We start from the raw sequence: 23,789 nt of genomic DNA, 5'->3' as shown, positions 1-23,789 counted from the left end.
AAAGATCACCCCAATGACTGACACCACCATCACCCTCGAAGCGCTCGGCCCCGGCCCCACCTATGTCGGCAAGAACGTGTGGCTGCCCCAGCTGTTCATGGAGACGGCGCGCGCCGGCCTGCCCGTCATCGAGAACCGCCGCTTCGAGAACTGTCTGATGGAAGGGCCGGCCGTCCTGCTGCCGCTGGAAGGCTGCAACTTCGATGGCTGCAACATGGGCGACGCCAAGGGCGATCCGCGCAACCTGATGCTGACGCCGCTGGGGCCGCAGCGCGTCACCGGGCCGATCCCGTTCAAGAACTGCCAGTTCATCAACTGCAACTTCCTGGGCGTCGGCTTCACCGGCCCGTCGGAGTTCATTGACAACATGGTGGCGGTTCTCTCCCAGCCGGGACCGGCGCAATGAAGTTCACGCTTTCCTGGCTGAAGGCCCACCTCGACACCGAGGCGCAGGTCGATCAGGTCGCTGAGGCCATGACCATGGCCGGGCTGGAAGTCGAGGAGGTCCATGACCCCATCGCCGCCCTGGCGCCTTTCACGGTCGCCAAGATCGTGTCGGCCGAACGTCACCCCAACGCCGACCGCCTGCAGGTCTGCCAGGTCGAGACCGTGGACGGGCTGAAAGAGATCGTCTGCGGCGCTCCGAACGCGCGCGCAGGGCTGACGACCATCTACGCCCCCATCGGCGCCTATGTGCCGGGCCTGGGCGTGACCCTGATCGAGAAGCCGGTGCGCGGCGTGGTGTCCAACGGCATGCTGTGCTCGGGCGCCGAGCTGGAGCTGCCCGACGACAGCGACGGTATCCTGGAGCTGTCCGACGAACTGCAGGTCGGGACCCCGGCGGCGGGCGTCTTCGGCGCCGAGCCGGTTGTCGACTTCGAGGTGACGCCGAACCGTCCCGACTGGCTGGGCGTGGCGGGCATCGCCCGCGACCTGGCCGCCGCCGGGCTCGGCAGGCTGACGACGCCGGAGATCGTGCCGGTCGCCGGGGCTTTCGACAGCCCCGTCTCGGTGACGCTGGAGGCGCCCGAACTGTGCCCGGTCTTCGCCGGTCGCGTGATCCGCGGCGTCCGCAACGGCCCGTCGCCGGAGTGGCTGCAGCAGCGGCTGACGGCCATCGGCCTGCGTCCGATCAATCGCCTCGTCGACATCACCAACCTGATTTCCTACGACCGCGCGCGGCCGCTGCACGTCTATGACCTGGCCAGCCTGTCGGGCGACGGGATCGTCGTGCGCGCCGGTCGCGGCGAGGCCGATCAGATCGAGACGCTGGACGGGAAGACCTATGCGCCGGGCGGCGCCGACTGCGTCATCGCCGACGCCGGGGGACAGCGCGCCATCGGCCTGGGCGGCGTCATGGGCGGCGTCTCCACCGGCTGCTCGGACGAGACGGTCGACGTCTTCGTCGAAAGCGCCTGGTTCGACCCCATCGCCACGGCCCAGACCGGCCGCTCGCTGGGGATTAACTCGGACGCGCAGTATCGCTTTGCGCGCGGAGTGGACACGGCCTCGGTCGTGCCTGGGCTGGAGCTGGCGACGCAGCTGATCCTCGACCTGTGCGGCGGCGAGCCGTCGACGGTCACGGCAGCGGGCGCCGCGCCGGCCGCACCCGCCGCCTTCGCCTTCGATCCGGCCTATGTGAAGCGCCTGTCGGGCATGGAGCTGAGCGACGACCGGATCTTCGAGATCCTGTTCGCCCTGGGCTTCACCGTCATGCGCGGCTCACCCTGGTCGGTGACGCCGCCGTCCTGGCGTCGCGACATCGAAGGCCCGGCCGATCTGGTCGAGGAGGTCGCCCGCATCGAGGGCTACGCCGCGTTGCCGGATACGCCCCTGCCGCCCGTCGCACCGGCCCCCGGCGGGGTGCTCAGCCCGCGTCAGGCGCGCGTGCGCACGGCCCGTCGCGCCCTGGCGGCCCTGGGCTATGCCGAGGCCGTCACCTGGTCCTTCACCAAGCAGTCGATCGCGGCCCTGTTCGGCGGCGGCGACGAGCGTCTGGTGCTGGAGAACCCCATCGCGGCCGATCTGGACTGCATGCGGCCCTCGGCCCTGCCGAACCTGATCCAGGCGGCGGCGCGCAACGCCGCGCGCGGCCACGCCGACGTCGCCCTGTTCGAGATCGGCCCCATCTATCTGGACGACCAGCCGACCGGCCAGCGCACCGTCATCGCCGGCCTTATCGCGCCGCACGCCGACCGTCACTGGGGCGGGACGGGGGAGGACCCCCTGTTCGCGCTGAAGGGCGACCTGCTGGCCGTGCTGGAAGAGATCGGCGCCCCGGTCGCCTCCCTGCAACTGGCGCAAGGGTCGAACCGCGACTGGTGGCACCCCGGCCGTTCGGCCCGGCTGCAACTGGGCCCCAAGAACGTCATCGTCGAGTTCGGCGCCCTGCACCCGCGCGTGCTGAAGGCGCTGGACGCCGACGGCCCCCAAGAATCGGGCATGCTGGCCTTCGAGATCGTGCTCGATTCCGTACCGGAACCGCGCGGCAAACCCGGGAAGGCGCGCGCCGCGGCGGACCTGCCGAACCTGATGCCCCTGACCCGCGACTTCGCCTTCCTGATGGACGAGGCCAGGGCCGTGGGCGACCTGACCCGCGCCGTGGCGGGCGCCGACAAGGCGCTGATCGCCGATGTCCGCGTGTTCGACGTCTATCGCGGCCAGGGCGTGCCCGAGGGCCAGAAGTCGGTCGCCATCGAGGTTGAGATCCAGCCCCGCGCCGCCACCCTGGCCGAGGCCGGGATCGAGGCCCTGATGGCCAGGGTCAAGGCCGCCGCCGCCAAGGCGGGCGGAACGCTGCGCGCCTGAAGACAGAAAAAACCGGCGGTCTGAGACACGGGCCGCCGGAACTTCTGCGGCCAAGCAATCTTCGGTTAACCTTAAAGCCCCAAGGCTGCCGTAAAAGGCACGGACGGTAGGCCAAGCCCGCGACGTCGGGCGGACCGTCCTTAGCCGGGAGCCTCGACCATGCACCGCCGCCAACTGATCCGCACCAGCCTCGGCCTCGCCGCCGCCGGAGCCCTGCCCGCCGGCCTCGGCGCCTGCGCCAGCCGCCCGCCGGCTGATCCCAATTATCCGATCGCCTCGGACAACAACGCCCAGGCCTATACCTTCGACGAACTGGTCGCGGCCGGGTCGCGCGAGCTGGGCATCGCCGCCGAGGCCGTGGGCGGCGCCATCGAGCGCATCTTCGCCGAACAGGGGGACCGTCCGACCGCCTATATCGCGGGCGAGGAAGGCGCGGGCGCCGTCGTCGCCGGCCTGCGCTACGGCCGCGGGGCTCTGCATATGAAGGACCTGTCGGCCTCGCAGGAAGTCTATTGGCAGGGCGCCTCCATTGGATGGGACTGGGGCGGCAACGCCAGCCGGGTCTTCACCCTGGTCTACGGCCTGTATCATCCCGACATGCTCTATCGCCGCTATCCGGGCGTTGAGGGCTCGGCCTATCTGGTCGCGGGCCTTGGTGTGAATTATCAGCGCGCCGACGGCATCGTCCTGGCGCCGATCCGTACCGGCGTCGGCGTGCGTCTGGGCGCCAATGTCGGCACCATGAGCTACAGCCGCCAGCGCAACATCCTGCCATTTTAAGTGTCGCTATGCTCGGGTCGCGGACCCTCGCGGCTTGAGCGACGCGGGGCGTTGATGCTTGCGAGCCGGGGCGACGACGCCATATCCCCTTGAGCTTCAAGGGAGATCGCTGATGACTGCTGCGTCCGACACGCGCGCTTTCTGGGATGAACGCTATGCCGGTGACGCCTATCGCTTCGGCGAGGCGCCCAACGCCTTTCTGGCGCGGCAGGCGGAGCGGCTGCGGCCGGGGCTGAAGGCCCTGTCCGTCGCCGATGGCGAGGGCCGCAACGGCGTCTGGCTGGCGCAGCAGGGGCTGGACGTCCTGACCTTCGACATTTCCCCGCGTGCGGTGGAGAAGGCGCGGGCGCTGGCGACGAAACGCGGCGTGGCGCTGGATGCCCAGATCGGCGGGCTCGACGACTGGGCATGGCCCGAGGGGACGATGGACGTGGTCGTCGGCGTCTTCATCCAGTTCGTCGGCCCGGCCGCGCGCGACCGGATGTTCGCCCGAATGAAGGCGGCGCTGAAGCCCGGCGGCCTGCTGCTGTTGGAAGGCTATCGGCCCGAGCAACTGGCCTATGGCACGGGCGGGCCGGGGGTGGAGGAGAACCTCTATACAGAGGCTCTGCTGCGCGAGGCCTTCGCCGACTTCGATATCGAGCGGATCGACATCTATGACGCCGAACTGAACGAAGGCCCGGGTCATTCGGGCGTCTCGGCCCTGATCGACCTGATCGCGCGCAAGCCGGGCTGACGTCAGGCTTCTGACGTCAGGATCGCCTCCAGTCCCTCGCGGTAGGAGGGATAGCGGGGGCGCCAGCCCAGTTCGGCCTTGGCGCGGGCGTTGGAGACGCGCTTGGAGTCCAGATAGAAGCGGCGCATGGCCTCGCTGACCTCGGGGGCGGTCCAGTCGACTTCGGGCGGACGCGGCAGGCCCAGGCGCTCGGCGGCCCATGCGGTGACGACGTCTGCGGCGGTCGGCTCGTCGTCGGTCAGATTGTAGACGCCGCCTGGGCGCGGTCGGGCCATGGAGGCGAACAGGCCTGAGACGATGTCGTCCACGTGAATGCGGTTGAATACCTGGCCGGGCTTTTTCACCAGACGCGCGGTTCCGGCGCGCAGGCGGTCAATGACGCTGCGGCCGGGGCCGTAGAAGCCGGGCAGGCGGAAAACCTGCAGCGTCAGCCCCATGCCCTGCGCCCCGTCCAGCCAGTCGCGCTCGACCCGCGCGCGGCGGGCGCCTTCCAGCGTGGCGGCGTTCAGCGGATCGCCCTCGAAGGCCCAGCCGCCCGCCCGGTCGCCGTAGACAGAGGTGGAGGAGACATAGCCGATCCAGTCGGGCCAGGCGTCGCCCGCCAGCGGCGTCAGGGCGCGCAGGGCGGGGCAGCCGTGAGCGTCCGGCGGCGTGGTGATCAGCACGGCCTGTGCGGCGGCCAGGGCCTCGCCCAGAGCCTTGGCGTCAGCCGGATCGACCGGCGTGATCCCCTGCGCCGCCAACGCCTGACGGGTCTGTGGATCGCGCGAGGTCGCGAAGGCCGCGCCGCCGCGCTGCAGGGCCTCGCGCGCCGCCGCCTGTCCCAGATAGCCGCCGCCGAACACCAGCAGGGACGGGGCGGCGGCGGGTTCGGTCATCAGGCTTCGGTTTCTCAGGCGGACAGGATGCGGACGGGGGCGGCGGCTAAGGCCGTTTCAGCCTCGTCGCGGAGGGCGTCGGCGCGGCCGGCGTTCCAGGCGGTGACGCAAGGGATCTTGCTGCGGTCAGCGCGGTCGGCGTAGCGGCGGGCGATCTCGGTCACATCGGCCATCAGGCCCTCGGCCAGGGTGATCGGCTTCAACCCCAGTTCGCGGAACTGGTCATTGGCGACGACCAGTTCGTTCTCGTCAGCCTCCTGACGCGGATTGGCGACGTTGTGGACCGGCGCGCCCGTCATCTCGGCCACCATCTGCGCCAGATCGCGGACACGGCGGCTCTCGGTCATCTGGTTGAGGATCTTGACCCGGTCGCCGCGCTTGGGCGGGTTGTTCAGCGCCAGCTCGACGCAGCGCACCGTGTCCTGAATGTGGATGAAGGCCCGCGTCTGGCCGCCCGAGCCGTGCACCGTCAGCGGATAGCCGACCGCCGCCTGCATCAGGAAGCGGTTCAGCACCGTGCCGTAGTCGCCGTCATAGTCGAAGCGGTTGATCAGGCGTTCGTCCTGCTTGGTCTCCTCGGTCTGGGCGCCCCAGACGATGCCCTGGTGCAGGTCGGTGATCCGCAGGGCGTCGTTCTTGGCGTAGAACTGGAACAGCAGGGCGTCCTGCGTCTTGGTCATGTGGTAGATGCTGCCGGGGTTCGGCGGGAACAGGATCTCCTGCTCGGTCGGGCCGTGGTCGGTCTCCACCGTGACCTTCAGATAGCCTTCGGGGATGCGCAGGCCCGCTGTCGTGTAACCGTAGACCCCCATGGTTCCCAGATGGGCCAGGTGGACGTCGCGGCCGCTCTCGACGATGGCGGCCAGCAGGTGGTTGGTGGCGTTCAGATTGTTGTCGACGGTGTAGAGCTTGTGCCGCGCCGACTTCATCGAATAGGGGGCGGCGCGCTGCTCGGCGAAGTGGACGACGCTGTCGGGCGCCCAGTCGCGGATCAGGGCGACCAGGCGGTCGAACTCCTTACCGACCGTCAGATTGACGAAGTCGATGGCGCGGCCCGAGACCTCCTTCCACGCGGCGATACGCTCGCCCATGGTGCGGATCGGGGTCAGGGAGCGGATCTCCAGCTCATTGTCGATGTTGCGGCGGCTGAGGTTGTCGACGATCAGCACGTCCCAGCCGCGCGCCGAGAGGTGCAGGGCCGTGGGCCAGCCGCAGAAGCCGTCGCCGCCCAGAATCATCACGCGCATCAGTCGAACCTCGTTTTCAACGTCTTCTCCTGCCTAGCCGAACGCGCGAGGGGGCGAAAGCGTGGCGCGTGAGGAGCGGCTAAAGCGACGCAGGACGGAAAAAACAGAGTCCAATTCGTCTGAATCGTCTGAAATCGGAGGGATTGGCTGGGGCCGCGCAGGGATAATGCGGCGGTGGGGCGGTAAGGCGGGCTAGACAGGGGAACGCAGAGGCCGGACCTTGAAATAAAAGAAGTTTTCAAAGCCTGATGTGCAGGCGCTGTTCGTCCTTCTCCCCTTGTGGGAGAAGCTGCTCAAGCAGCCGAAGGCGGTAGCACGCTTAAAGCCTTCTCCCCTTGTGGGAGAAGGTGGCAGGCGAAGCCTGACGGATGAGGGGTGGCGACGGCGCGTTTGCAAACCTGCCGCTACTGTCCCGCCTCGTCGTCTAAAGGTCGCGCTCACACCCCTCATCCGAGCGCCTTCGGCGCCCACCTTCTCCCACAAGGGGAGAAGGGAATTAAAGCAGGCTTTCGATCGCGGTGCGGGCGGCATCGCCGAGATCGGGGCGCTTCAGGGCGAGGGCGACGTTGGCGCGCAGCAGGCCGATCTTGTCGCCGCAGTCGTGGGTCACGCCTTCATACTCATAGGCGGTGAAGGTCTGCGACTGCATCAGCCGGGCCATGGCGTCGGTCAGCTGAATCTCGCCGCCGGCGCCGCGCTCCTGCGTCTCCAGCAGGTCGAAGATTTCCGGCTGCAGGATGTAGCGGCCCGAGATCGACATGGTCGACGGCGCCGTGCCCTGGGCTGGCTTTTCGACCATGCCCTTCATGCCGTAGCGGCGGCCGTCGTGGGAGGCCGGGTCGATGATGCCGTATTTGTGGGTGTCGGCCTCGGGCACGGCCTCGACGCCGATGACGTTGCCGCCGACCTCGGCGTAGACCTCGGCCAGCTGCTTCAGGGCGCCCGGCTGCGAATCCACGATCACGTCGGGCAGGATGACGGCGAAGGGCTCGGGACCGATGATGTCGCGGGCGCACCAGACGGCGTGGCCGAGGCCCTTGGGCTGCATCTGGCGGGTGAAGCTCATCTCGCCGGCCTGGGCCAGTTCGGCGTTCATTGTGGCCAGAATCTCGGTCTTGCCCTTGGCCAGGAGTTGGGCCTCAAGCTCGATCTGGTGGTCGAAATAGTCCTCGATCGCCTGTTTTGCGCGGCCGGTGACGAAGACGATGTGCTCGATCCCCGCCTCGCGCGCCTCTTCCACGATGTAGGAGAGGATCGGCCGGTCGACGACGTTCAGCAACTCCTTCGGCGTGGTCTTGGTGCCGGGCAGAACCCGCGTGCCGAGACCGGCTACGGGCAGGACCGCCTTGCGCAGAGGGGCTGGGCGAAGGCGGGCGGGGGAGGTCGTCATGGATCGTCCTGATCAGCCTTGGGGCCGCCTGTCATAGGCGGAAAGTGTGACGGTACCAAACATCTCCTCCCCATTGCATGGGGAGGTGGATCGGCGGCGCAGCCGACGAGACGGAGGAGCGTCTTCGTTCTGCCGTCCTAGCCCCTCCACCACTTTGTGGTCCCCCTCCCCATGAAATGGGGAGGAGAGGGCACGATCACTCTACCGTCACTGACTTGGCCAGGTTGCGGGGCTGGTCGACGTCGGTGCCCTTCTGGACGGCGGTGTAATAGGCCAGCAGCTGCATCGGCACGGCGTAGACCAGAGGCGCGATCAGGGCCGGGCAGTCGGGGGCGTGGACGCGGCGGATGCCGGCGCCGTGCGGGTCAGGCGCTTTTTCGGGGGCGATCATGATGACCGGGCCGCCGCGCGCGGCGACTTCCTGAAGGTTGGAAGCGGTCTTCTCGAACAGGTCGTCCAGCGGGGCCAGGGCCACGGTGGGGGTCTCCTCGTCGATCAGGGCGATGGGGCCGTGCTTCAACTCGCCCGCCGCATAGCCCTCGGCGTGGATGTAGCTGATCTCCTTCAGCTTCAGCGCGCCTTCCATCGCCAGGGGGAACATGGGGCCGCGACCCAAGAACAGGACATCGCGCGCCTTGGCCAGGTCCAGCGTCAGGGCATGGATGCCCGCATCCATCTGCAGGGCTTCGGAGATCAGACGAGGCGCCTCGAACAGGGCCTTGACCAGCTCGGCTTCCTGAACGGCGTCGATCTTGCCGCGCGCCACGCCCGCCGCGACGGCCAGCGACAGCAGGGCGGCGACCTGGGCGGTGAAGGCCTTGGTCGAGGCGACGCCGATTTCGGGCCCGGCGTGGGTCGGCCAGAGGGTTTCAGCCTCGCGCGCCATCGAGGAGGTGTGGACGTTGACGACGGCGGCGGTCTTCAGCCCCTGCGCCTTGCACCATTTCAGGCCCGCCAGGGTGTCGGCGGTCTCGCCCGACTGGCTGACGGCGACGGCCAGCGTGCCCGGCGACAGGGCCGGGTCGCGATAGCGGAACTCCGAGGCGATCTCGACGTCGCAGGGCAGGCCGGCGTATTTCTCAAAGGCGTATCTGCCGATCTGGGCGGCGTAGAAGGCCGTGCCGCAGGCGACGATCTGGATGCGGCTCAGGGCGGCGAAGTCCACGGCCTGAACCTTGGCCTTGCCAGAGACCAGGTCGAGGTATTCCGACAGGGTGTGCTGGACGCTGTCGGGCTGTTCGTGGATCTCCTTTTCCATGAAGTGGCGGTATTCGCCCTTCTCGACCAGGGCCGAAGAGGCGGAGACCTGCACCACGGCGCGGTCGGCCGGGCGGCCCGAGGCGTCGAACATGTGCGCGCCGGTGCGGGTCACGGCGACGTAATCGCCCTCTTCCAGATAGGAGATCTTCTGGGTGAAGGGGCCGACGGCCAGGGCGTCAGAACCCAGATACATCTCGCCCTCGCCCCAGCCGACGACCAGGGGGCTGCCGCGACGCGCGCCCAGAATCAGCTCGTCCTCGCCCTCGATCAGCACGGCCAGGGCATAGGCGCCGGTCAGACGGTCCAGTGTGGCCTTGAAGGCGTCCAGCGGCGCCATTCCGGCCGCAAGCTTGTGGTCCAGCAGGTGGGCGACGACCTCGGTGTCGGTCTGGCTTTCAAAGGTGCGACCCTCGGCCTCCATCTCGGCCTTCAGCTCGGCGAAGTTTTCGATGATGCCGTTGTGGACCAGGCAGACGCGTCCGGCCTTGTGCGGGTGGGCGTTGGTCGTGGTCGGGGCGCCGTGGGTGGCCCAGCGGGTGTGGCCGACGCCGACGGTCCCGGCGACCGGCTCGGCGGCCAGCACGGCTTCCAGTTCGCGGATCTTGCCCTTGGCGCGGCGGCGCTCGATGCGGCCCTCGAACTGGACCGCGATCCCGGCGGAATCATAGCCGCGATACTCAAGTCGCTTCAGGCTGTCGATCAGGCGAGGGACGACGGGGCCGGTTCCGGTGACGCCGATGATGCCGCACATGATGTCTGCTCCGAACGGAACGCAGCCGCCGCTCTTTGCGCCGGGCCGCGAAATTGAGGTAAGCGAGAGGGTTCAGTCTCCGCCCTTGGATATCCGCTCTAGGAAATCGCGGGGGCGGCGACATCAAAAAATGGGTTTCGGAAGGTTTCTTTGCAATTCCGGGGCCGCCAGCGAGGGACGGCCTCTTGGGCGAGAGAAAATACTTCGGCACCGACGGCATTCGTGGCCGCGCCAACACCCATCCGATGACGGCCGAGGTGGCCCTGCGCGTCGGCCTGGCCGCCGGGCGTTTGTTCCGCACCGACGACGACCGGCGCCATCTGGTGGTGATCGGCAAGGACACGCGCCTGTCGGGCTATATGATCGAGCCCGCGCTGGTGGCGGGGCTGGCCTCGGTGGGCATGGACGTGCGCACCTTCGGGCCGCTGCCGACGCCGGGCGTGGCGATGATGACCCGCTCGATGCGGGCCGATCTGGGCATCATGATCTCGGCCTCGCACAACGACTACGCCGACAACGGCATCAAGCTGTTCGGCCCGGACGGCTACAAGCTGTCGGACGAGATCGAGCTGAAGCTTGAGGCGATGATGGACGGGGCTCTGGACCAGGACCTGGCGCCGTCGAACAAGCTGGGCCGGGTCAAGCGCATCGACGACGCCCCGCCGCGCTATATCGAGATCGCCAAACAGGCCTTCCCCAAGCGGCTGAGCCTGAAGGGCCTGCGCATCGCCATCGACTGCGCCAACGGCGCGGGCTACCGCGTGGCGCCGACGACCCTCTATGAACTGGGCGCCGAGGTCTTCCCCGTCGGGGTGGAGCCTAACGGCCTGAACATCAACGCCGAGTGCGGCTCAACATATCCGGCCACGGTGTCGGAGGCGGTGAAACGCTATCGCTGCGACATCGGCATCGCGCTGGACGGCGACGCCGACCGGGTCATCATCTGCGATGAGAAGGGGCATGTGGTCGACGGCGATCAGATCATGGCCCTGATCGGTCTGGACTGGGCCAAGCGCGGGCGGCTGAACGGCAAGGGCGTGGTCGCCACCGTCATGTCCAACCTGGGGCTGGAGCGCCGCCTGAAGGCCGAGGGCTTGACGCTGGAGCGGACCAAGGTCGGCGATCGCTACGTCATGGAGCGGATGCGCGAGGGCGGCTTCAACATCGGCGGCGAACAGTCGGGCCACATCATCCTGAAGGACCACGCCACGACCGGCGACGGCCTGATGGCGGCGCTGCAGGTGCTGGCCGTCCTGGTCGAGGCGGGCGCGCCGATGAGCGAGCTGGCGCGCCAGTTCGAGCCGGTCCCGCAACTGCTTCAGAACGTCCGCTATACGGCTGGAAAGCCGCTGGAGGACGCGAACGTCAAGGCGGCGATGGCCGAGGCGGAAGCCGCCCTGAACGGCGCGGGCCGTCTTCTGGTCCGCCCCTCGGGCACGGAAAAGCTGATCCGCGTCATGGCCGAGGGCGACGACGAGGCCCTGGTCAAGCGCGTGGTCAATGATGTGGCCGAGGCGGTGAAGGCGGCGGGCTGATCGCCCGCCGCTTGCGCCGTCAGATGGCGGACAGGGCCTGATCCAGGTCGGCCCACAGGTCCTCGACGTTCTCGATCCCGACCGACAGGCGCACCAGATTGTCGCCGATGCCGCTGCGCGCCTTGGCCTCTAGCGTATAGTCCGAATGGGTCATGCTGGAGGGGTGGGAGGCCAGGCTCTCGGCGCCGCCCAGGCTGACGGCCAGTTTGAACAGGCGAAGCGCGTTCAGCGTGCGGAAGGCCTCGGCCTCGCCGCCCGGCAGTTCCAGCGAGAAGGTCGAGCCGGAGCCCTTGCATTGGGCTTCGAAGATCGCCTGCTGTTCTGGCGAAGCGTCCGGGCCGCCCGCCGTCAGGACGGCGCTGACGCGCGGATCGGCGCGCAGGCGTTCGGCCAGGATCAGGGCGTTGTCCTGCGCGCGCTCCATGCGGATGTGCAGGGTCTCCAGACTGCGCAGCAGCAGCCAGGCGGTGTGCGGGTCGGCGGTCGTGCCGCAGATGGTCCGCATCTCGCCGACGCGCGCCATGAGGTCCGCCCCGCCCATGCAGCCGCCCGCGATCAGGTCCGAGTGGCCGCCGACGTATTTGGTCAGGGAATAGAGGACGAGGTCGGCGCCCAGCTCCAGCGGGCTCTGCCACAGAGGGCCGAGGAAGGTGTTGTCGACGGCGACTGCCGGAGGTTCGGCCTGATCCAGGGCCCTGGCGCCCGACACCGCGCGGGCGATGTCGACCAGTTGGTTGGTTGGGTTGGCGGGGGTCTCCAGATAGACGGCGGCCAGGCGTCCGCCCGTCGTCTTTGCATCCGCGGCAGCCGCGATCATGGCCGCGTCCAGGGCGTCGGCGCCCTCGGCGGCGGGGACGCTGATCGCCTTGACGCCGTAGCGGGGCAGGATGCGGTCGAACAGGTATTCGGTGCCGCCATAGGCCGGGGCCGTATAGACGATGACGTCGCCGGGCCGCACCAGGGCCAGCATGGCGGTCGAGATCGCGGCCATGCCGCTGGAGAAGACCAGAGCCTTGTCCGCCTTGTCCCAGACGGCGAGGCGGTCTTCGAGAATTTCGAGGTTCGGGTTGTTGATGCGCGAATAGATCAGGCCCAGCGCCTCGTCCGGGTCACGCTGGCGCAGGCCATAGGCGACTTCGAAGAAGCGTTTGCCGTCCTCGGCCGATTTGAAGACGAAGGTCGAGGCCTGGAACAGCGGCGCCTTGATCGCGCCCTCCGACAGGGCCGGATCATAGCCGTAGCCCATCATCAGGGTTTCAGGCGCGAGGGTGCGGTCGCCGAGGACGCGCGTGCGGTGGCGGTTCATTTTTATGTTTCCTCTCCTGACCTGGTGATAGCCGACCACGGAAAGGCCCGCCAGCGGCTAGACTGTGGAGGAGGTTGCGTGGAGGCTGGAAAATTCGCCCCTAGCTGTGGACGACGATCAGGCGCTCAGGACGCGGGTCAGCGCCTCGATCCGCTGGCGGATGTCCGGCACGGCGATCGTTTCCCAGAAGGCGGCGCGGGCGGGGGGGCCGAGAGCGAACAGGACGGGATCAGGGGCGCCGCCGGCGTGCAGGACGCGTCCGTCTGAGTCCAGGTCGAGGCCGAGGTCGACCGCGTCGAGGCGGGCGCGGCCTTCAGCGATCAGGGCGGCGGTCAGCGGCGCGCGAGCGGCGTCGTGGCCGGGGCCGGTGCAGTCGATTAGCCAGGCGGCGGACAGCGTCTGTGTCGCGCCATTCCGTGTACGGACGGTCAGCGTCGCGCCTTTGCCATCAGCGGCGACCGCCTGGGCGCGGCCGGGGATGACCGTCAGGCGGCCTGCCGCCTTCAACGCCTCGAGTTCGGCGGCGACCTCAGGCGCGATGCGGTGGCGATGCACGTCCCACCAAGGGCGCAGATGGCGCAGGAAGCGGGCGCGCTCGGCGGATGTTGCGGCGCGCCACAGGTCGAGGGTGATCGGGCGATAACCCTCCATCACGCGGCGCCAACCGTGCTCGCGCGCCAGCCGACGGGCGGCGGCCAGACGGTCGGACAAGGCGCCGGTCAGCGCCTCGGGCGGCAGGTCGAGGGGGGCGTCGTGATGGGCGCCGTGGGCCAGCGGCAGCAGGCCGCGCCGCGATACGACCGTCGCATGGCCGCGCCAGTTCTGGGCCTGAAGCGCCAGGACGACATCGACCATGGTCAGGCCCGAACCGAGGATCAGTACGTCGTCGTCGACGGCGATGGCGCTCAGAGCGTCGGGGCTCCAAGGGTTGGCGATGCGTCGGGCAGCGACGCCCGCCACGGCTGGGCGCGGCGGCGGATTGCCGGTGGCCAGCACCATAGCGCGGCCGGACAGGCGGGCGCCGTCGGCGAGGATGACGGTCTCGCCCTCGATGCGGACAGCCTGGCCCTTCACGTGGCGGATCAGGCCGGGATGGGCGGCCTCGGTCTGCGCAAGCCGGTCCTGCACATAGCGGCCGTAGAGGCGGCGCGGCGCGAAGCCGTTGGGATCGGCGAAATCGGGGGCGTGGAGCGCCAGCCAGTCGGTGAAGTCGGCCGGCCGGTCGGGGCGGGCGCTCATCCGCTCCGAGCGGACGTTGAGGCGGTGCGCGTCCAGCACAGCCGAATAGGCGACGCCGAGGCCGACCTGTTCGCTGCGCTCGATCAGAACCGAGGCCTGCCCCTGTTCGGCCAGGCGCGCGGCCAGCATGGCGCCGGAGAACCCGCCGCCGACGATGACCACGGGGAGGGAGGCGGCGTCGTTCATGGAACGACCATTGTCCACGACGCCGCCGCCGGTCAAACCGGAATCAGATTTCCTGGTTGAAGGCGCCGATTTCCGGGTGGGCGGCGAGGCGCGGCTTCACCTCCTTGCGGAACAGGTCGCGCATGTCGTCGGCCGAGCGCATGCTCTCGACCACGACGACCAGTTCCGGCTTGTTGGAAGAGGCGCGGACCAGCACCCAGGAGCCGTCCTCCAGGTGGACACGCACGCCGTTGACGGTGATGGCCTCGACGATTCTGCGGCCCAGGATCGAGCCGCCGGACGCCGCCAGATCCTCGTATTCCTTCACGATCTTCGCCAGCACGTCGTACTTCAGCTCGTCGTCGCAGTGGGGCGACATGGTCAGGCTGGTCCAGGCGTCAGGCAGGGCGGTCTTCAGTTCGCTGAGGCTCCTGCCGGGATTGCGGTCCAGCATGGCCAGCACGGCGCCCGCCGCCACCAGGCCGTCGTCATAGCCGTGGCCCAGATCGCCCGACAGGAAGAAGTGGCCCGACTTCTCGAACCCGGCCAGGGCGCCCAGTTCGGCGGTCTTGCGCTTGATGTAGGAGTGGCCGGTCTTCCAGTAGACGGTGGTCGCGCCGTTGGCCTTGAGCACCTCGTCGGTCTTGTACAGGCCGGTCGATTTCACATCGACGACGAAGGTGGCGTTCGGGTGGATGGCGGACAGGTCGCGGGCCAGCATCAGGCCGATCTTGTCGGCGAAGATCTCCTCGCCCGTGTCATCGACCACGCCGCAGCGGTCGCCGTCGCCGTCGAAGCCCAGAGCCAGGTCGGCGCCCGTCTCCTTCACCTTGGCCGCCATCTGCACCAGCATGGCGTGATCTTCCGGGTTCGGATTGTATTTGGGGAAGGTGTAGTCGAGGTCGGTGTCCATCTCGATCACTTCGGCGCCCATCAGGCGCAGCACCTCGGGGGCGAAGGCCCCGGCCGTGCCGTTTCCGCAGGCGGCCACGACCTTCAGCGGGCGGGACAGCTTCACCTTGGACGCCACGTCCTTGATGTAGGTCTCGCGGAAGCCCTCGACGCGCTCGAGCCTGCCGCCGGGGCGGGCGACGCCCTGACCGTTCAGGACGATTTCCTTCAGGCGGCCCATCTCGTCAGGGCCGAAGGTCAGAGGCGCCTGTGCGCCCATCTTCACGCCAGTCCAGCCGTTCTCATTGTGGCTGGCGGTGACCATGGCTACGCAGGGGCAGTCCAGGGCGAACTGGGCGTAATAGGCCATCGGCGACAGGGCCAGGCCGATGTCCAGCACCTCCATCCCGCCTTCCAACAGGCCCAGGATCAGCGCCTGCTTCACCGACAGGGAATAGCCGCGGAAGTCGTGGCCGACGGCGATCTTCGGCGTCTGGCCGATCTCGTGGACATAGGTGGCCAGGCCGAGGCCCAGGGCCTGAATGCCCAGCAGGTTGATCTCTTTTTCCAGAATCCAGCGGGCGTCGTATTCGCGAAAGCCGGTCGGTTTGACCAGGGGCAGGGTTTCATACTCCGCTGTGTTGGGGCGGATGTCCTGACGGGGCTTTTGCATGGTTATTCCTGGATAGGCCGCTGAGAGGCGCGGGGTCGCAAATCTGTCTGGCCCTATAGCCTTGCCCCGCTCGAGAGGCCACAACGCGCGACCCTTGTTATGGCTGCCGTCTTTATCCTGATGCGGCGAAACCTTGACCGCCCCCGCGTCGGGGGCCTAGCGAGAACCTCAAGATACGGATGCTCCCGGAGACCCTGATGACCCGCCTGATCCTGCTGCGCCATGGCCAGAGCCAATGGAACCTGGAGAACCGCTTCACCGGCTGGGTCGACGTCGACCTGACGGCCGAGGGCGAGGCCCAGGCCCGGCGCGGCGGCGAGCTGATCGCGCAGGCGGGGTTCAAGCCTGCCGTCATGTTCACCTCGGTGCTGAAGCGGGCCAAGCGCACCGGCGCCCTGGCGCTGGACTCGGCGGGTCTCAAGAACGTGCCGGTCATCGAGGACTGGCGCCTGAACGAGCGCCATTACGGCGGCCTGACCGGGCTGGACAAGGCCGAGACGGCGGCCAAGCACGGCGAGGATCAGGTCAAGGTCTGGCGCCGCAGCTATGACGTGCCGCCGCCGCCGCTGGCGCCGGGCGGCGAGTTCGATTTCGCCGGCGATCCCCGCTACGCCGGTAAGGAGATCCCGGACACCGAGAGCCTGAAGACGACGCTGGACCGGGTGCAGCCCTATTGGGACGCCGAGATCGCCCCGCGCCTGAAGGCGGGCGAGGACGTGCTGATCGCCGCCCACGGCAACTCCCAGCGCGCCATCGTCAAATTGCTGTTCGCGGTGCCGGACGACAGGATCGTCGACGTTGAGATCCCGACCGGCAACCCGCTGGAGATCGATCTGGACGCGGACCTGAAGCCGGTCGCCGCCCGCTATCTGGACGAGGGGCGGGCGCAAGCCCTGCCAGTTATCGCGTGAGCGGGGCGGCGGACGACGCTGTCTTCATGCGGCGGGCCATCGATCTGGCCCTGAGCCGCATGGGCGAGACCTGGCCCAATCCGGCCGTAGCCTGCGTTCTGGTCAAGGACGGGGTCGTGCTGGCCGAGGCGGCGACGGCGCCGGGCGGACGCCCGCACGCCGAGGAACAGGCCGTGCCCGAGGCGGGCGAGGCCGTGAAGGGCGCGACTGCCTATGTGACGCTGGAGCCGTGCGGCGCCCGCTCGTCGGGCCGCAAGTCCTGCGCCCACTTTCTGGCCGAGGCCGGGGTCGAGCGGGTGGTGATCGCCGCGCTGGACCCGTCGCCCTTCGCCTCGGGTCGGGGCACGGAGCGGCTGCGCCAGTCGGGCCTGAAGGTCGAGACGGGACTGCTGTCGGAAGAGGCCGCCGTCCTGTGCGAAGGCTTCCTGCATCGGCTTGAAACGGGCCGTCCGATGGTGCGGATCAGCGAGGACGGCGCGGGCTTCGACGGCCGCTTCGCCGCCGCGCCGCGCGCCGATCTGACGACCGAGCTGAACCGGCTGGGCGAGGCGGGCTATACCCGCCTGTGGACCCAGGACGGCGAGCTGGCCGAGGCCCTGCGCGAACAGGGGCTGCTGACGGAGTAGGCGGCCCGGCCGTAGAGACGGGTCGGGAAAAACCCTTGTTTCCGAAAAGCTTCCTTAATCCGGCGTAAGCCATAAACGGCCCCATGAGCGAGGCCGTCGAACCCGTCCGCAGGAAACTGACTCAGGAAGAGGTCGACGCCGTCTGCCTGAAGCACGACCGGCTGTGGCAGGCGCGGCCGGGCGGGGCGCGGGCGGTCTTCGCCTGGATGGACCTGTCGGGCGTGTCCCTGCGCGGGCGGAACCTGGCCGACGCCGACTTCACCGCCGCCTGCCTGATCGGCTGCGACCTGACCGGGGCCAAGCTGGACAACGCCAACTTCTTCGGCGCGGACATGCAGGATGCGACCCTGGTCGACGCCAGCCTGCGCCGGGCCGATCTGCGCGGGGCCTGTCTGCGCGGCGCGGACCTGTCGGGCGCCGATCTGTTCGAGGCTGACCTGCGTGAAGGGACCATCGCCGCCAAGGACGCCAAGCTGGGCTTCCGCGTCGTCGAGGCGCGCAAGCGGTCGGAGACGGAGGCGCAGGGGGCCGTGCTGGCGGGCGCCAATCTTCAGCGGTCGCGCATGACCGGCGTGATCGCCGTGGCCGCCGACTTCACCGACGCTGTCATGAAGGACTGCAAGCTGGTCCGGGCAAATCTGAAACAGGCCAGCTTTCGCGGCGCCGATCTGGCCGGGGCGGACCTGTCGGGCGCCGACCTGTCGGGCGCAGACCTCAGCGACGCCATCCTGGTGGGGGTCAAGGCGGCCATGTGGCGGACCGACGGGGCCAATATGGACGGCGCCCTGGTCGATAATCGCCCGGCGGGCGAGCCGGTCAGCGAGATGCCTGCCGCCGAGATGCTGCGCGAACACGCCCAGTGGTGCGAGACGGGCGGCGCCGAGGGCCAGCCCTCGGTGTTCGACGGGGTCGACCTGCGGCCGCTGGAGAGCATTCGCGGGCTGAACCTGACGGCCCTGTCGGCCAAGGGAGCGGTCTTCTACGGCCTGGACATGGAAGGGGTTCAGCTCCAGGGGGCGCAGCTGGAAGGCGCCGACCTGCGCTCGGCCAATCTGCGTCGAGCGGACCTGCGCGGGGCGCGGCTGACGCGGGCGCGGCTGAACGGAGCGGACCTGCGCGAGGCGCAACTGGGGCCCTTGATGCTGACGGCGGATCGGCTGATGCCCGCCGATCTGAGCGGGGCGAACCTGCGCGGCGCCGACCTGACGGGAGCGGACATGCGTCGGGCCGTGCTGAGCGAGGCGGACCTCAGCCGGGCGATCCTGCACGGCGCCCAGACCCGGCAGGCCGACTTCACCGGGGCCCAGACCAGCGGCGCGCGCGGGCTGGACCTTTCCGACCTGAACGCGGGTTAGCATCCGCCCACGAAAAAGGGGCGACGCGAACGCCGCCCCTTGGATCGGTCACTCAGGCGAGAAGGCCTTAAGCCGCCTTCTTGGCCTTGGGTTCGGCCTTGCCCTCGATCAGGGGCGAGCCGGCGGCGATCTCGATGTTGCGGGGCTTGAGGGCCTCGGGCAGTTCGCGCTTCAGCTCGATGGTCAGAAGGCCGTGGGCCAGGGCAGCGCCCTTGACCACCACATAGTCGGCCAGCTGGAACCGGCGCTCGAAGTCGCGCTCGGCCAGGCCACGATGCAGGAAGGTGCGCTGGGCGCCGTCGCTGTCATTGGCGGCCTTCTTGCCGGTGACGGTCAGCAGGTTTTCCTTGGCCTCGATGTTCAGCTCATCGGCGGAGAAACCGGCGACGGCGATCTCGATGCGATAGGCGTCCTCGCCCGTCGTTTCAATGTTATAGGGAGGCCAGCCGTTTTCCGGGCCGGATCGCGCGGCGGTTTCCAACTGACGGACCAGACGGTCGAAACCGACGGCGGAACGGTACAGCGGCGAGAAATCATAGGTACGCATGGGTCATCCTTCTGACATTCAGCAAGGTTGAGCCGCCCGGCGATTTGGCCCCGGACGACGAAGGGTTTCAGCCCCGGCGGTCCGCATTCGGCCCCGTCAGGTCTGGAGAGCCCGAGGATCGGCGCTCTCGGATGAAGAGGTAGGAGGCCGTTTTTCGGGCGCAAGGGGCCGCGCGAAATCGCCGCTCCGCCGCATCGACGCCTTGCGGCGGCCGCGAAGCGCCGTAAGGATTTTACTTTCAGTATTGGGAAGCGGCCGGAGCCTTCATGCGAACCCTCGCCTTCATCGCCCTCGCCGGGGCCGTTCTCGGCTCGCCCCTTGTCGTCACGGCCGCCCTGGCGCAGGCGGCGCCGTCCGAGGCGGCGGCCCTGCCGCGCCGTCAGGGTCTGTCGATGGAGATGCCGACCCTTAGCGAGGACGCGGCGCTTCAGGCGGCCGTGGCCTCGACCGCCCGACCTGAGGCGGACCGCGCCCGCGACGGCGACCGCCACCCGTTCGAGACCCTGACCTTCTGGGGGCTGCAGCCGGGCCTGACGGTGGTGGAGATCGAGCCGGGTCGGGCCGGGTGGTGGCGCAACATCCTGGAGCCCTATGCGGCGGCGACCGGCGGGCGCTATGTCCCGATCAACCGTCCGACCGAGGGCATGGGCGTCGCCGACGGAACGGCGGACATGGTCGTGGTGGCCCGCGCCTTCCATAACTGGTCGCGCGACGGTCGGGCCGAGCCCTATCTGGCGGCCTTCTTCACGGCGCTGAAGCCTGGCGGAGTGCTGGCGGTCGAACAGCACCGCGCGGCCGATGGGCTGAACGTCGCCGATACGGCGCCGACCGGCTATGTCCCCGAAAGCTGGCTGATCCACGCCGCCCGCCGCGCGGGCTTCGAACTGGAGGCCCGTAGCGAGCTGAACGCCAACCCGAAGGACGATAGGGATCACCCCTTCGGCGTGTGGAGCCTGAAGCCGACCCGCACCTCGGAGCGCGACGGGCGGACGCTGACGCCCGATGAACGCGCGGCGCTGGACGCGATCGGCGAAAGCGACCGCATGACTCTGCGCTTCAGCAAACCCTACGCCGCCGACTGACGCGCCTTATGACAATGCAGTGCGTGGTTTTGACCCTGGCGCAGAAGCGCCTTAAGCCCCAGACGAACACCCTGAACGAGCAGGCAGGCGGCGAGAGGAAGCGCGCATGACAGAACGATCGACGCGGCGATCCGTCCTGGCCGGCGCCAGCGCCCTGGCCCTGGTCGCGCCCCTGTTCGGCCTGGCCGCCTGCGGCCGCAAGGACGAGGCGCCGACGCCCGCGCCTGAGGCGCCCAAGGGCCCGCCCGAAGGCTCGCTGGAATGGGCGGTCGCCGGTTCGTGGCGCACGGCGGACGACAAGGCGCGCGACGTCTGGCGCCACCCGGTCGAGACGCTGCGTTTCTTCGGCCTGCAGCCGAAGATGACGGTCGTGGACTTCTGGCCCGGCAGCGGCTGGTACGCCGAGATCCTGGCCCCCTATCTGAACCGGGGCGGCGGGACTCTGTATCTGGCGGGCTTTGTCGAGGGGCCGAACGCCGACCCGGCCCAGGTCGCCATCAACAATGCGCTGAAGGCCCGTATCCTGGGATCCAAGAAGCTGTACGGGCCGGTGCAGTTCACAGCCTTCGGGCCAGGCTCGGACCCGGTGGCTCCGGCAGGCACGGCCGATATGGTGCTGTTCATGCGCTATATTCACGCCTGGATGGCGGCGGGGATCGCCGAAAAGGCCTTCGCCGACGCCTTTACGGCCCTGCGGCCGGGCGGAATCCTGGGGATCGAACAGCATCGTCTTCAACCGGACGAGGATCAGGACCCGGCCGCCGCCAACGGCTATGTGCAGGAAGCCTTCGTCCGCCAACTGGCCGAAGAGGCGGGCTTCGTCTTTGTCGAGGCGTCCGAGATCAACGCCAATCCGGACGACACCAAGGATCATCCGTTCGGGGTCGAGACCCTGGCGCCGCGCCGTCTGACGGCGCCGATGGGCCAGCCCGCCGATCCCGAGTTCGACCGGACGAAATATGACGCCATCGGTGAAAGCGACCGCATGACGCTGAAGTTCAGGAAACCCGAGTGAGCCGCCCCGCCGCCTTCGCCGCTCACGCGCCGCTGATGGGAGTGCCGGGCGCCGCCTGTCCGCCGGGCGGCCAGGGCGACTGGTTCCGGGGCGCCGGGGGCCTGCGACTGCGCGCCGGTTTCTGGACGCCTTCGACCCTGCAGGCCAAGACGCCGCGCGGCACGGTGGTGCTGAGTCCCGGCCGCACCGAGCCGATCGAGAAGTATTTCGAGCTGATCGGCAACTTCCTGGCGCGCGGCTTCTGCGTGCTGGCGCACGACTGGCGGGGGCAGGGACTGTCGGCGCGGCTGCTGCCGGACCGGCTGCGCGGCCACGCCCGGGCGGTCGAGGAGTTCCTGGACGACTACGCCCGCCTGCTGGACGCCTATGAGGCGCGCGCGCCGAAGCCCTGGATCATGGTCGGCCATTCGATGGGCGGGTGTCTGAACCTGCTGACGCTGGAGACAGGCGAGAGCCGGTTCGGCGGCGCCGTCCTGTCCAGCCCCATGCTGCGGATCAAGACCGGCAAACGCTCGATGTGGACGGTCAAGCTGGCGGTGCGCTGGGCGCTGCGCCACGGCAAGGGCGGCGACTATGTGCTGGACGATCCGGACGACCCCTTCGACCACACCTTCGACAACGACGCCCTGACGTCCGACCGGGCGCGCTACGACCTGTGGCGTCAGCAGCTTTACGCCTGTCCGCACCTGGCCATCGGCGGACCGACCTGGGGCTGGCTGGCCTTTGCCCTGGATGCAGGCGAGCGGGCGCTGAAACCGCGCGCGCTCAAGAGCGTGAAGATTCCGGTCTGCGTGGTCCAGGCGGCCGAGGACGACAAGGTCTGGAAACAGACCAACCGCTGGGCGGCCCGGCGCATGGGACGCGGCCGCTATGTCGAGGTCCCCGCCGCCAAACATGAGGTGATCATGGAGGTCGACGAGCTGCGCGGGGTCTTCCTGCACGAGTTCGACGCCCTGGCCGACTATGTGGCGCCGGGGCCTGAGGACGCTCCGGCCTCTCCGGCGGCGCGGACGGCCGAACCCGCCTGATCGGTCAGGCGGCGGCCAGCAGGGGCAGGGCCTGATCCGTCAGGCGGGCGTCGCCGACCGCCAGGACGCGGCCGTCGGCCTCATGCGGGGGCTGGCCGCTCCAGTCGGTGAACCGGCCGCCCGCCGCCTCGACCAGAGGCTTGAGCGCCGACCAGTCCCAAACCTGAAGCTCGCTCTCGGCCACCAGGTCGATGCTCCCCGCCGCGACCATGGCGTAGGCGTAGCCGTCGCAGCCCAGCCGGGCCAGGCGGGCCGAGGCGCGCAGCCGGTCCCAGGCGGCCCGGTCGGCGCCGGTGAAGATTTCGGGGTCGGTGGTGGCGATCAGCGCCTGATCCAGTTGAGGGCAGGAGCGGGTCCTGAGCGCAGTCTCGCTGTCGCCTTTCAGAAGGCGCGCGCTGGACGGTCCGCCCAGGAATATCTCGCCCAGATAAGGCTGGCCGACGGCGCCGATGACGGGGGCGCCGTCCCGGCGCAGGGCGATCAGGGTGGTCCACAAAGGCAGGCCGGCGATGAAGGCGCGGGTGCCGTCGATGGGGTCCAGCACCCAGACGTGTTCGGCGTCGGGCCGATCCTCGCCGTACTCCTCGCCGATGACGCCGTGGTCGGGATAGCGGGCGGCGATCAGGCGGCGGATGGCGGCCTCGGCCGCGCGATCGGCTTCGGTGACGGGGTCGAAGGCGCCGGGGACGCCCTTGTCTTCCTGAGCGAAGGCGCCGCGGAAGAAGGGCAGGGCGACGCGCGCAGCCTCACGCGACAGTTCGACGGCGAAGGATTCCAGCTCGGTCATGCGACCCGGATACACGGTCCTTTGACGCAGGACGAGGGTCGGCAGATGGGAGGAGCGAGCGTCAGGCGGCGTTGAGCGTCGGGTGCAGGGGGGAGGTCGGCAGGGCGGCGGGCTCGGCGGACAGGCCGTCGTAGAAATAGGTGACGGGCGTTTCCAGCGCTTCGGCCAGTTCCCACAGACGGGCGGCGGACAGGCGGTTGGCGCCGCATTCGTATTTCTGGATCTGCTGAAAGCGGACGCCCACGCGATCGCCCAACTGCTGCTGGGTCAGGCCCAGAAGACGGCGACGTCGGCGCAGGCGACGGCCCAGGTGCAGGTCGATTTCGGCGGCCATGACCCTATCCCATCGTGGAGGCTGTGCCGGTTCGGCACGTGACAGGAGGAAGCTCGCAAACGGCGTGCCGACTTCCCCTCAGCGGGGAAGGCGCATGACATGAGGCAACCGCCGCGGCCTACGCGCATTAACGGCCAAGGCGGACAGCCTTTTCAGGAAGGAAGAAACATGGGTGGATTTGGATTCATCGCTTGGATCATCATCGGCATCGTCGCCGGATGGCTGGCGGAGAAGATCATGAAGCGGGACCACGGCCTGCTGACCAATCTGATCGTCGGCGTGGTCGGCGCGCTGATCGGCGGGTTCCTGGCCAATAATCTGTTGGGCGTGGACGCGGCCGGCAACTGGATCGTCGGCATCATCGTCGCCACGATCGGCGCCGTGGTGCTGCTGTTCCTGCTGGGCCTGGTGAAGCGACGCGCCTAGCGCCGGTCGTACGACCACG

21 protein-coding genes and 1 pseudogene are annotated in these 23,789 nt (G+C 69.0%); 12 read left to right on the top strand and 10 right to left on the bottom strand.

Annotated elements, in window-relative coordinates; genetic code table 11:
• Positions 1–13: 13 nt before the first annotated feature.
• The 4 genes from H556_RS0114080 to H556_RS0114065 all read left to right on the top strand — a co-directional run bounded on the left by H556_RS0114080 (position 14) and on the right by H556_RS0114065 (position 4,324).
• Positions 14–406 carry a pentapeptide repeat-containing protein gene (locus H556_RS0114080; RefSeq protein ID WP_024355059.1) on the top strand — a complete coding sequence of 131 codons (393 nt, stop codon included), beginning with the start codon at positions 14–16 and terminating at the stop codon, positions 404–406.
• Entirely contained in the window at positions 403–2,808 is a 2,406-nt protein-coding gene (gene pheT / locus H556_RS0114075; protein WP_024355058.1) for a phenylalanine--tRNA ligase subunit beta, read from the top strand. The genes H556_RS0114080 and pheT overlap by 4 nt, the downstream gene beginning before the upstream one ends.
• 159 nt (positions 2,809–2,967) lie before the next feature.
• The gene (locus tag H556_RS0114070; RefSeq protein ID WP_024355057.1) at positions 2,968–3,588 is read left to right on the top strand and encodes a DUF1134 domain-containing protein; all 621 of its coding nucleotides are present in this window, start codon (positions 2,968–2,970) and stop codon (positions 3,586–3,588) included.
• Between the two features lie 112 nt (positions 3,589–3,700).
• Positions 3,701–4,324 carry an SAM-dependent methyltransferase gene (locus H556_RS0114065; protein WP_024355056.1) on the top strand — a complete coding sequence of 208 codons (624 nt, stop codon included), beginning with the start codon at positions 3,701–3,703 and terminating at the stop codon, positions 4,322–4,324.
• A 2-nt stretch (positions 4,325–4,326) separates the two neighbouring features.
• Here H556_RS0114065 and H556_RS0114060 read toward each other — a convergent pair whose 3' ends face one another.
• The 4 genes from H556_RS0114060 to glmS all read right to left on the bottom strand — a co-directional run bounded on the left by H556_RS0114060 (position 4,327) and on the right by glmS (position 9,850).
• Positions 4,327–5,202 carry a Rossmann-fold NAD(P)-binding domain-containing protein gene (locus H556_RS0114060; protein WP_024355055.1) on the bottom strand — a complete coding sequence of 292 codons (876 nt, stop codon included), beginning with the start codon at positions 5,200–5,202 and terminating at the stop codon, positions 4,327–4,329.
• 14 nt (positions 5,203–5,216) lie between these two features.
• Entirely contained in the window at positions 5,217–6,449 is a 1,233-nt protein-coding gene (locus H556_RS0114055; RefSeq protein ID WP_024355054.1) for an NAD-dependent epimerase/dehydratase family protein, read from the bottom strand.
• Positions 6,450–6,945: 496 nt separating this feature from the next.
• Positions 6,946–7,839, bottom strand: a complete 894-nt coding sequence (galU, locus tag H556_RS0114050) for a UTP--glucose-1-phosphate uridylyltransferase GalU (protein WP_024355053.1) — start codon at positions 7,837–7,839, stop codon at positions 6,946–6,948.
• Positions 7,840–8,035: 196 nt separating this feature from the next.
• Positions 8,036–9,850: a glutamine--fructose-6-phosphate transaminase (isomerizing) gene (gene glmS / locus H556_RS0114045; RefSeq protein ID WP_024355052.1), complete on the bottom strand. Its 1,815-nt coding sequence runs from the start codon at positions 9,848–9,850 to the stop codon at positions 8,036–8,038.
• 185 nt (positions 9,851–10,035) lie between these two features.
• Here glmS and glmM point away from each other — a divergent pair, with 185 nt between their 5' ends.
• Entirely contained in the window at positions 10,036–11,385 is a 1,350-nt protein-coding gene (gene glmM / locus H556_RS0114040) for a phosphoglucosamine mutase (RefSeq protein WP_024355051.1), read from the top strand.
• A gap of 19 nt (positions 11,386–11,404) precedes the next feature.
• Here the strand turns inward: glmM and H556_RS0114035 are convergent, their stop codons facing one another.
• The 3 genes from H556_RS0114035 to H556_RS0114025 all read right to left on the bottom strand — a co-directional run bounded on the left by H556_RS0114035 (position 11,405) and on the right by H556_RS0114025 (position 15,659).
• A complete protein-coding gene (locus H556_RS0114035) occupies positions 11,405–12,691 on the bottom strand; it encodes a cystathionine gamma-synthase family protein (RefSeq protein WP_024355050.1) in 1,287 nt (428 codons plus the stop codon).
• 117 nt (positions 12,692–12,808) lie between these two features.
• Complete coding sequence (locus H556_RS0114030) at positions 12,809–14,116, bottom strand: FAD/NAD(P)-binding protein (RefSeq protein WP_024355049.1); 1,308 nt, start codon at positions 14,114–14,116, stop codon at positions 12,809–12,811.
• A 43-nt stretch (positions 14,117–14,159) separates the two neighbouring features.
• Complete coding sequence (locus H556_RS0114025) at positions 14,160–15,659, bottom strand: phosphomannomutase/phosphoglucomutase (protein WP_024355048.1); 1,500 nt, start codon at positions 15,657–15,659, stop codon at positions 14,160–14,162.
• A gap of 197 nt (positions 15,660–15,856) precedes the next feature.
• Here H556_RS0114025 and gpmA point away from each other — a divergent pair, with 197 nt between their 5' ends.
• The 3 genes from gpmA (at position 15,857) to H556_RS0114010 (ending at position 18,551) form a co-directional block, all read left to right on the top strand.
• Positions 15,857–16,570, top strand: coding sequence for a 2,3-diphosphoglycerate-dependent phosphoglycerate mutase (gene gpmA / locus H556_RS0114020; protein ID WP_024355047.1), 714 nt, complete (start codon positions 15,857–15,859; stop codon positions 16,568–16,570).
• Positions 16,567–17,196, top strand: coding sequence for a bifunctional diaminohydroxyphosphoribosylaminopyrimidine deaminase/5-amino-6-(5-phosphoribosylamino)uracil reductase RibD (locus H556_RS0114015; RefSeq protein ID WP_024355046.1), 630 nt, complete (start codon positions 16,567–16,569; stop codon positions 17,194–17,196). Before gpmA ends, H556_RS0114015 begins: the two co-directional genes overlap by 4 nt.
• Before the next feature lie 83 nt (positions 17,197–17,279).
• Positions 17,280–18,551 (top strand): pentapeptide repeat-containing protein, encoded by a 1,272-nt coding sequence (locus tag H556_RS0114010; protein ID WP_024355045.1) that lies wholly within the window; start codon positions 17,280–17,282, stop codon positions 18,549–18,551.
• Between the two features lie 67 nt (positions 18,552–18,618).
• Here the strand turns inward: H556_RS0114010 and H556_RS0114005 are convergent, their stop codons facing one another.
• Complete coding sequence (locus tag H556_RS0114005; protein WP_024355044.1) at positions 18,619–19,098, bottom strand: Hsp20 family protein; 480 nt, start codon at positions 19,096–19,098, stop codon at positions 18,619–18,621.
• 266 nt (positions 19,099–19,364) lie between these two features.
• On the opposite strand from H556_RS0114005, the gene H556_RS0114000 reads away from it, so the two are divergent.
• The 3 genes from H556_RS0114000 (at position 19,365) to H556_RS0113985 (ending at position 22,223) form a co-directional block, all read left to right on the top strand.
• A complete protein-coding gene (locus H556_RS0114000; RefSeq protein WP_024355043.1) occupies positions 19,365–20,180 on the top strand; it encodes a class I SAM-dependent methyltransferase in 816 nt (271 codons plus the stop codon).
• A 106-nt stretch (positions 20,181–20,286) separates the two neighbouring features.
• Positions 20,287–21,195: a class I SAM-dependent methyltransferase gene (locus H556_RS0113990; RefSeq protein WP_024355042.1), complete on the top strand. Its 909-nt coding sequence runs from the start codon at positions 20,287–20,289 to the stop codon at positions 21,193–21,195.
• Positions 21,192–22,223 carry an alpha/beta fold hydrolase gene (locus H556_RS0113985; protein ID WP_024355041.1) on the top strand — a complete coding sequence of 344 codons (1,032 nt, stop codon included), beginning with the start codon at positions 21,192–21,194 and terminating at the stop codon, positions 22,221–22,223. The genes H556_RS0113990 and H556_RS0113985 overlap by 4 nt, the downstream gene beginning before the upstream one ends.
• Before the next feature lie 4 nt (positions 22,224–22,227).
• On the opposite strand, the gene hisN is transcribed toward H556_RS0113985, so the two are convergent.
• Positions 22,228–23,010 (bottom strand): histidinol-phosphatase, encoded by a 783-nt coding sequence (hisN, locus tag H556_RS0113980; protein WP_024355040.1) that lies wholly within the window; start codon positions 23,008–23,010, stop codon positions 22,228–22,230.
• 118 nt (positions 23,011–23,128) lie between these two features.
• Positions 23,129–23,344, bottom strand: a pseudogene (locus tag H556_RS0113975) (helix-turn-helix domain-containing protein); the annotation flags it as partial.
• Positions 23,345–23,512: 168 nt separating this feature from the next.
• Between H556_RS0113975 and H556_RS0113970 the strand changes: the two are divergent.
• The gene (locus H556_RS0113970) at positions 23,513–23,770 is read left to right on the top strand and encodes a GlsB/YeaQ/YmgE family stress response membrane protein (protein WP_024355038.1); all 258 of its coding nucleotides are present in this window, start codon (positions 23,513–23,515) and stop codon (positions 23,768–23,770) included.
• Positions 23,771–23,789: the final 19 nt, after the last annotated feature.

This window comes from Brevundimonas naejangsanensis DSM 23858 (assembly GCF_000421705.1).
GTDB lineage: Bacteria > Pseudomonadota > Alphaproteobacteria > Caulobacterales > Caulobacteraceae > Brevundimonas > Brevundimonas naejangsanensis.
Note: the sequence above shows the minus strand (reverse complement) of the source record. Positions and strands in the feature narration are given on the sequence as shown.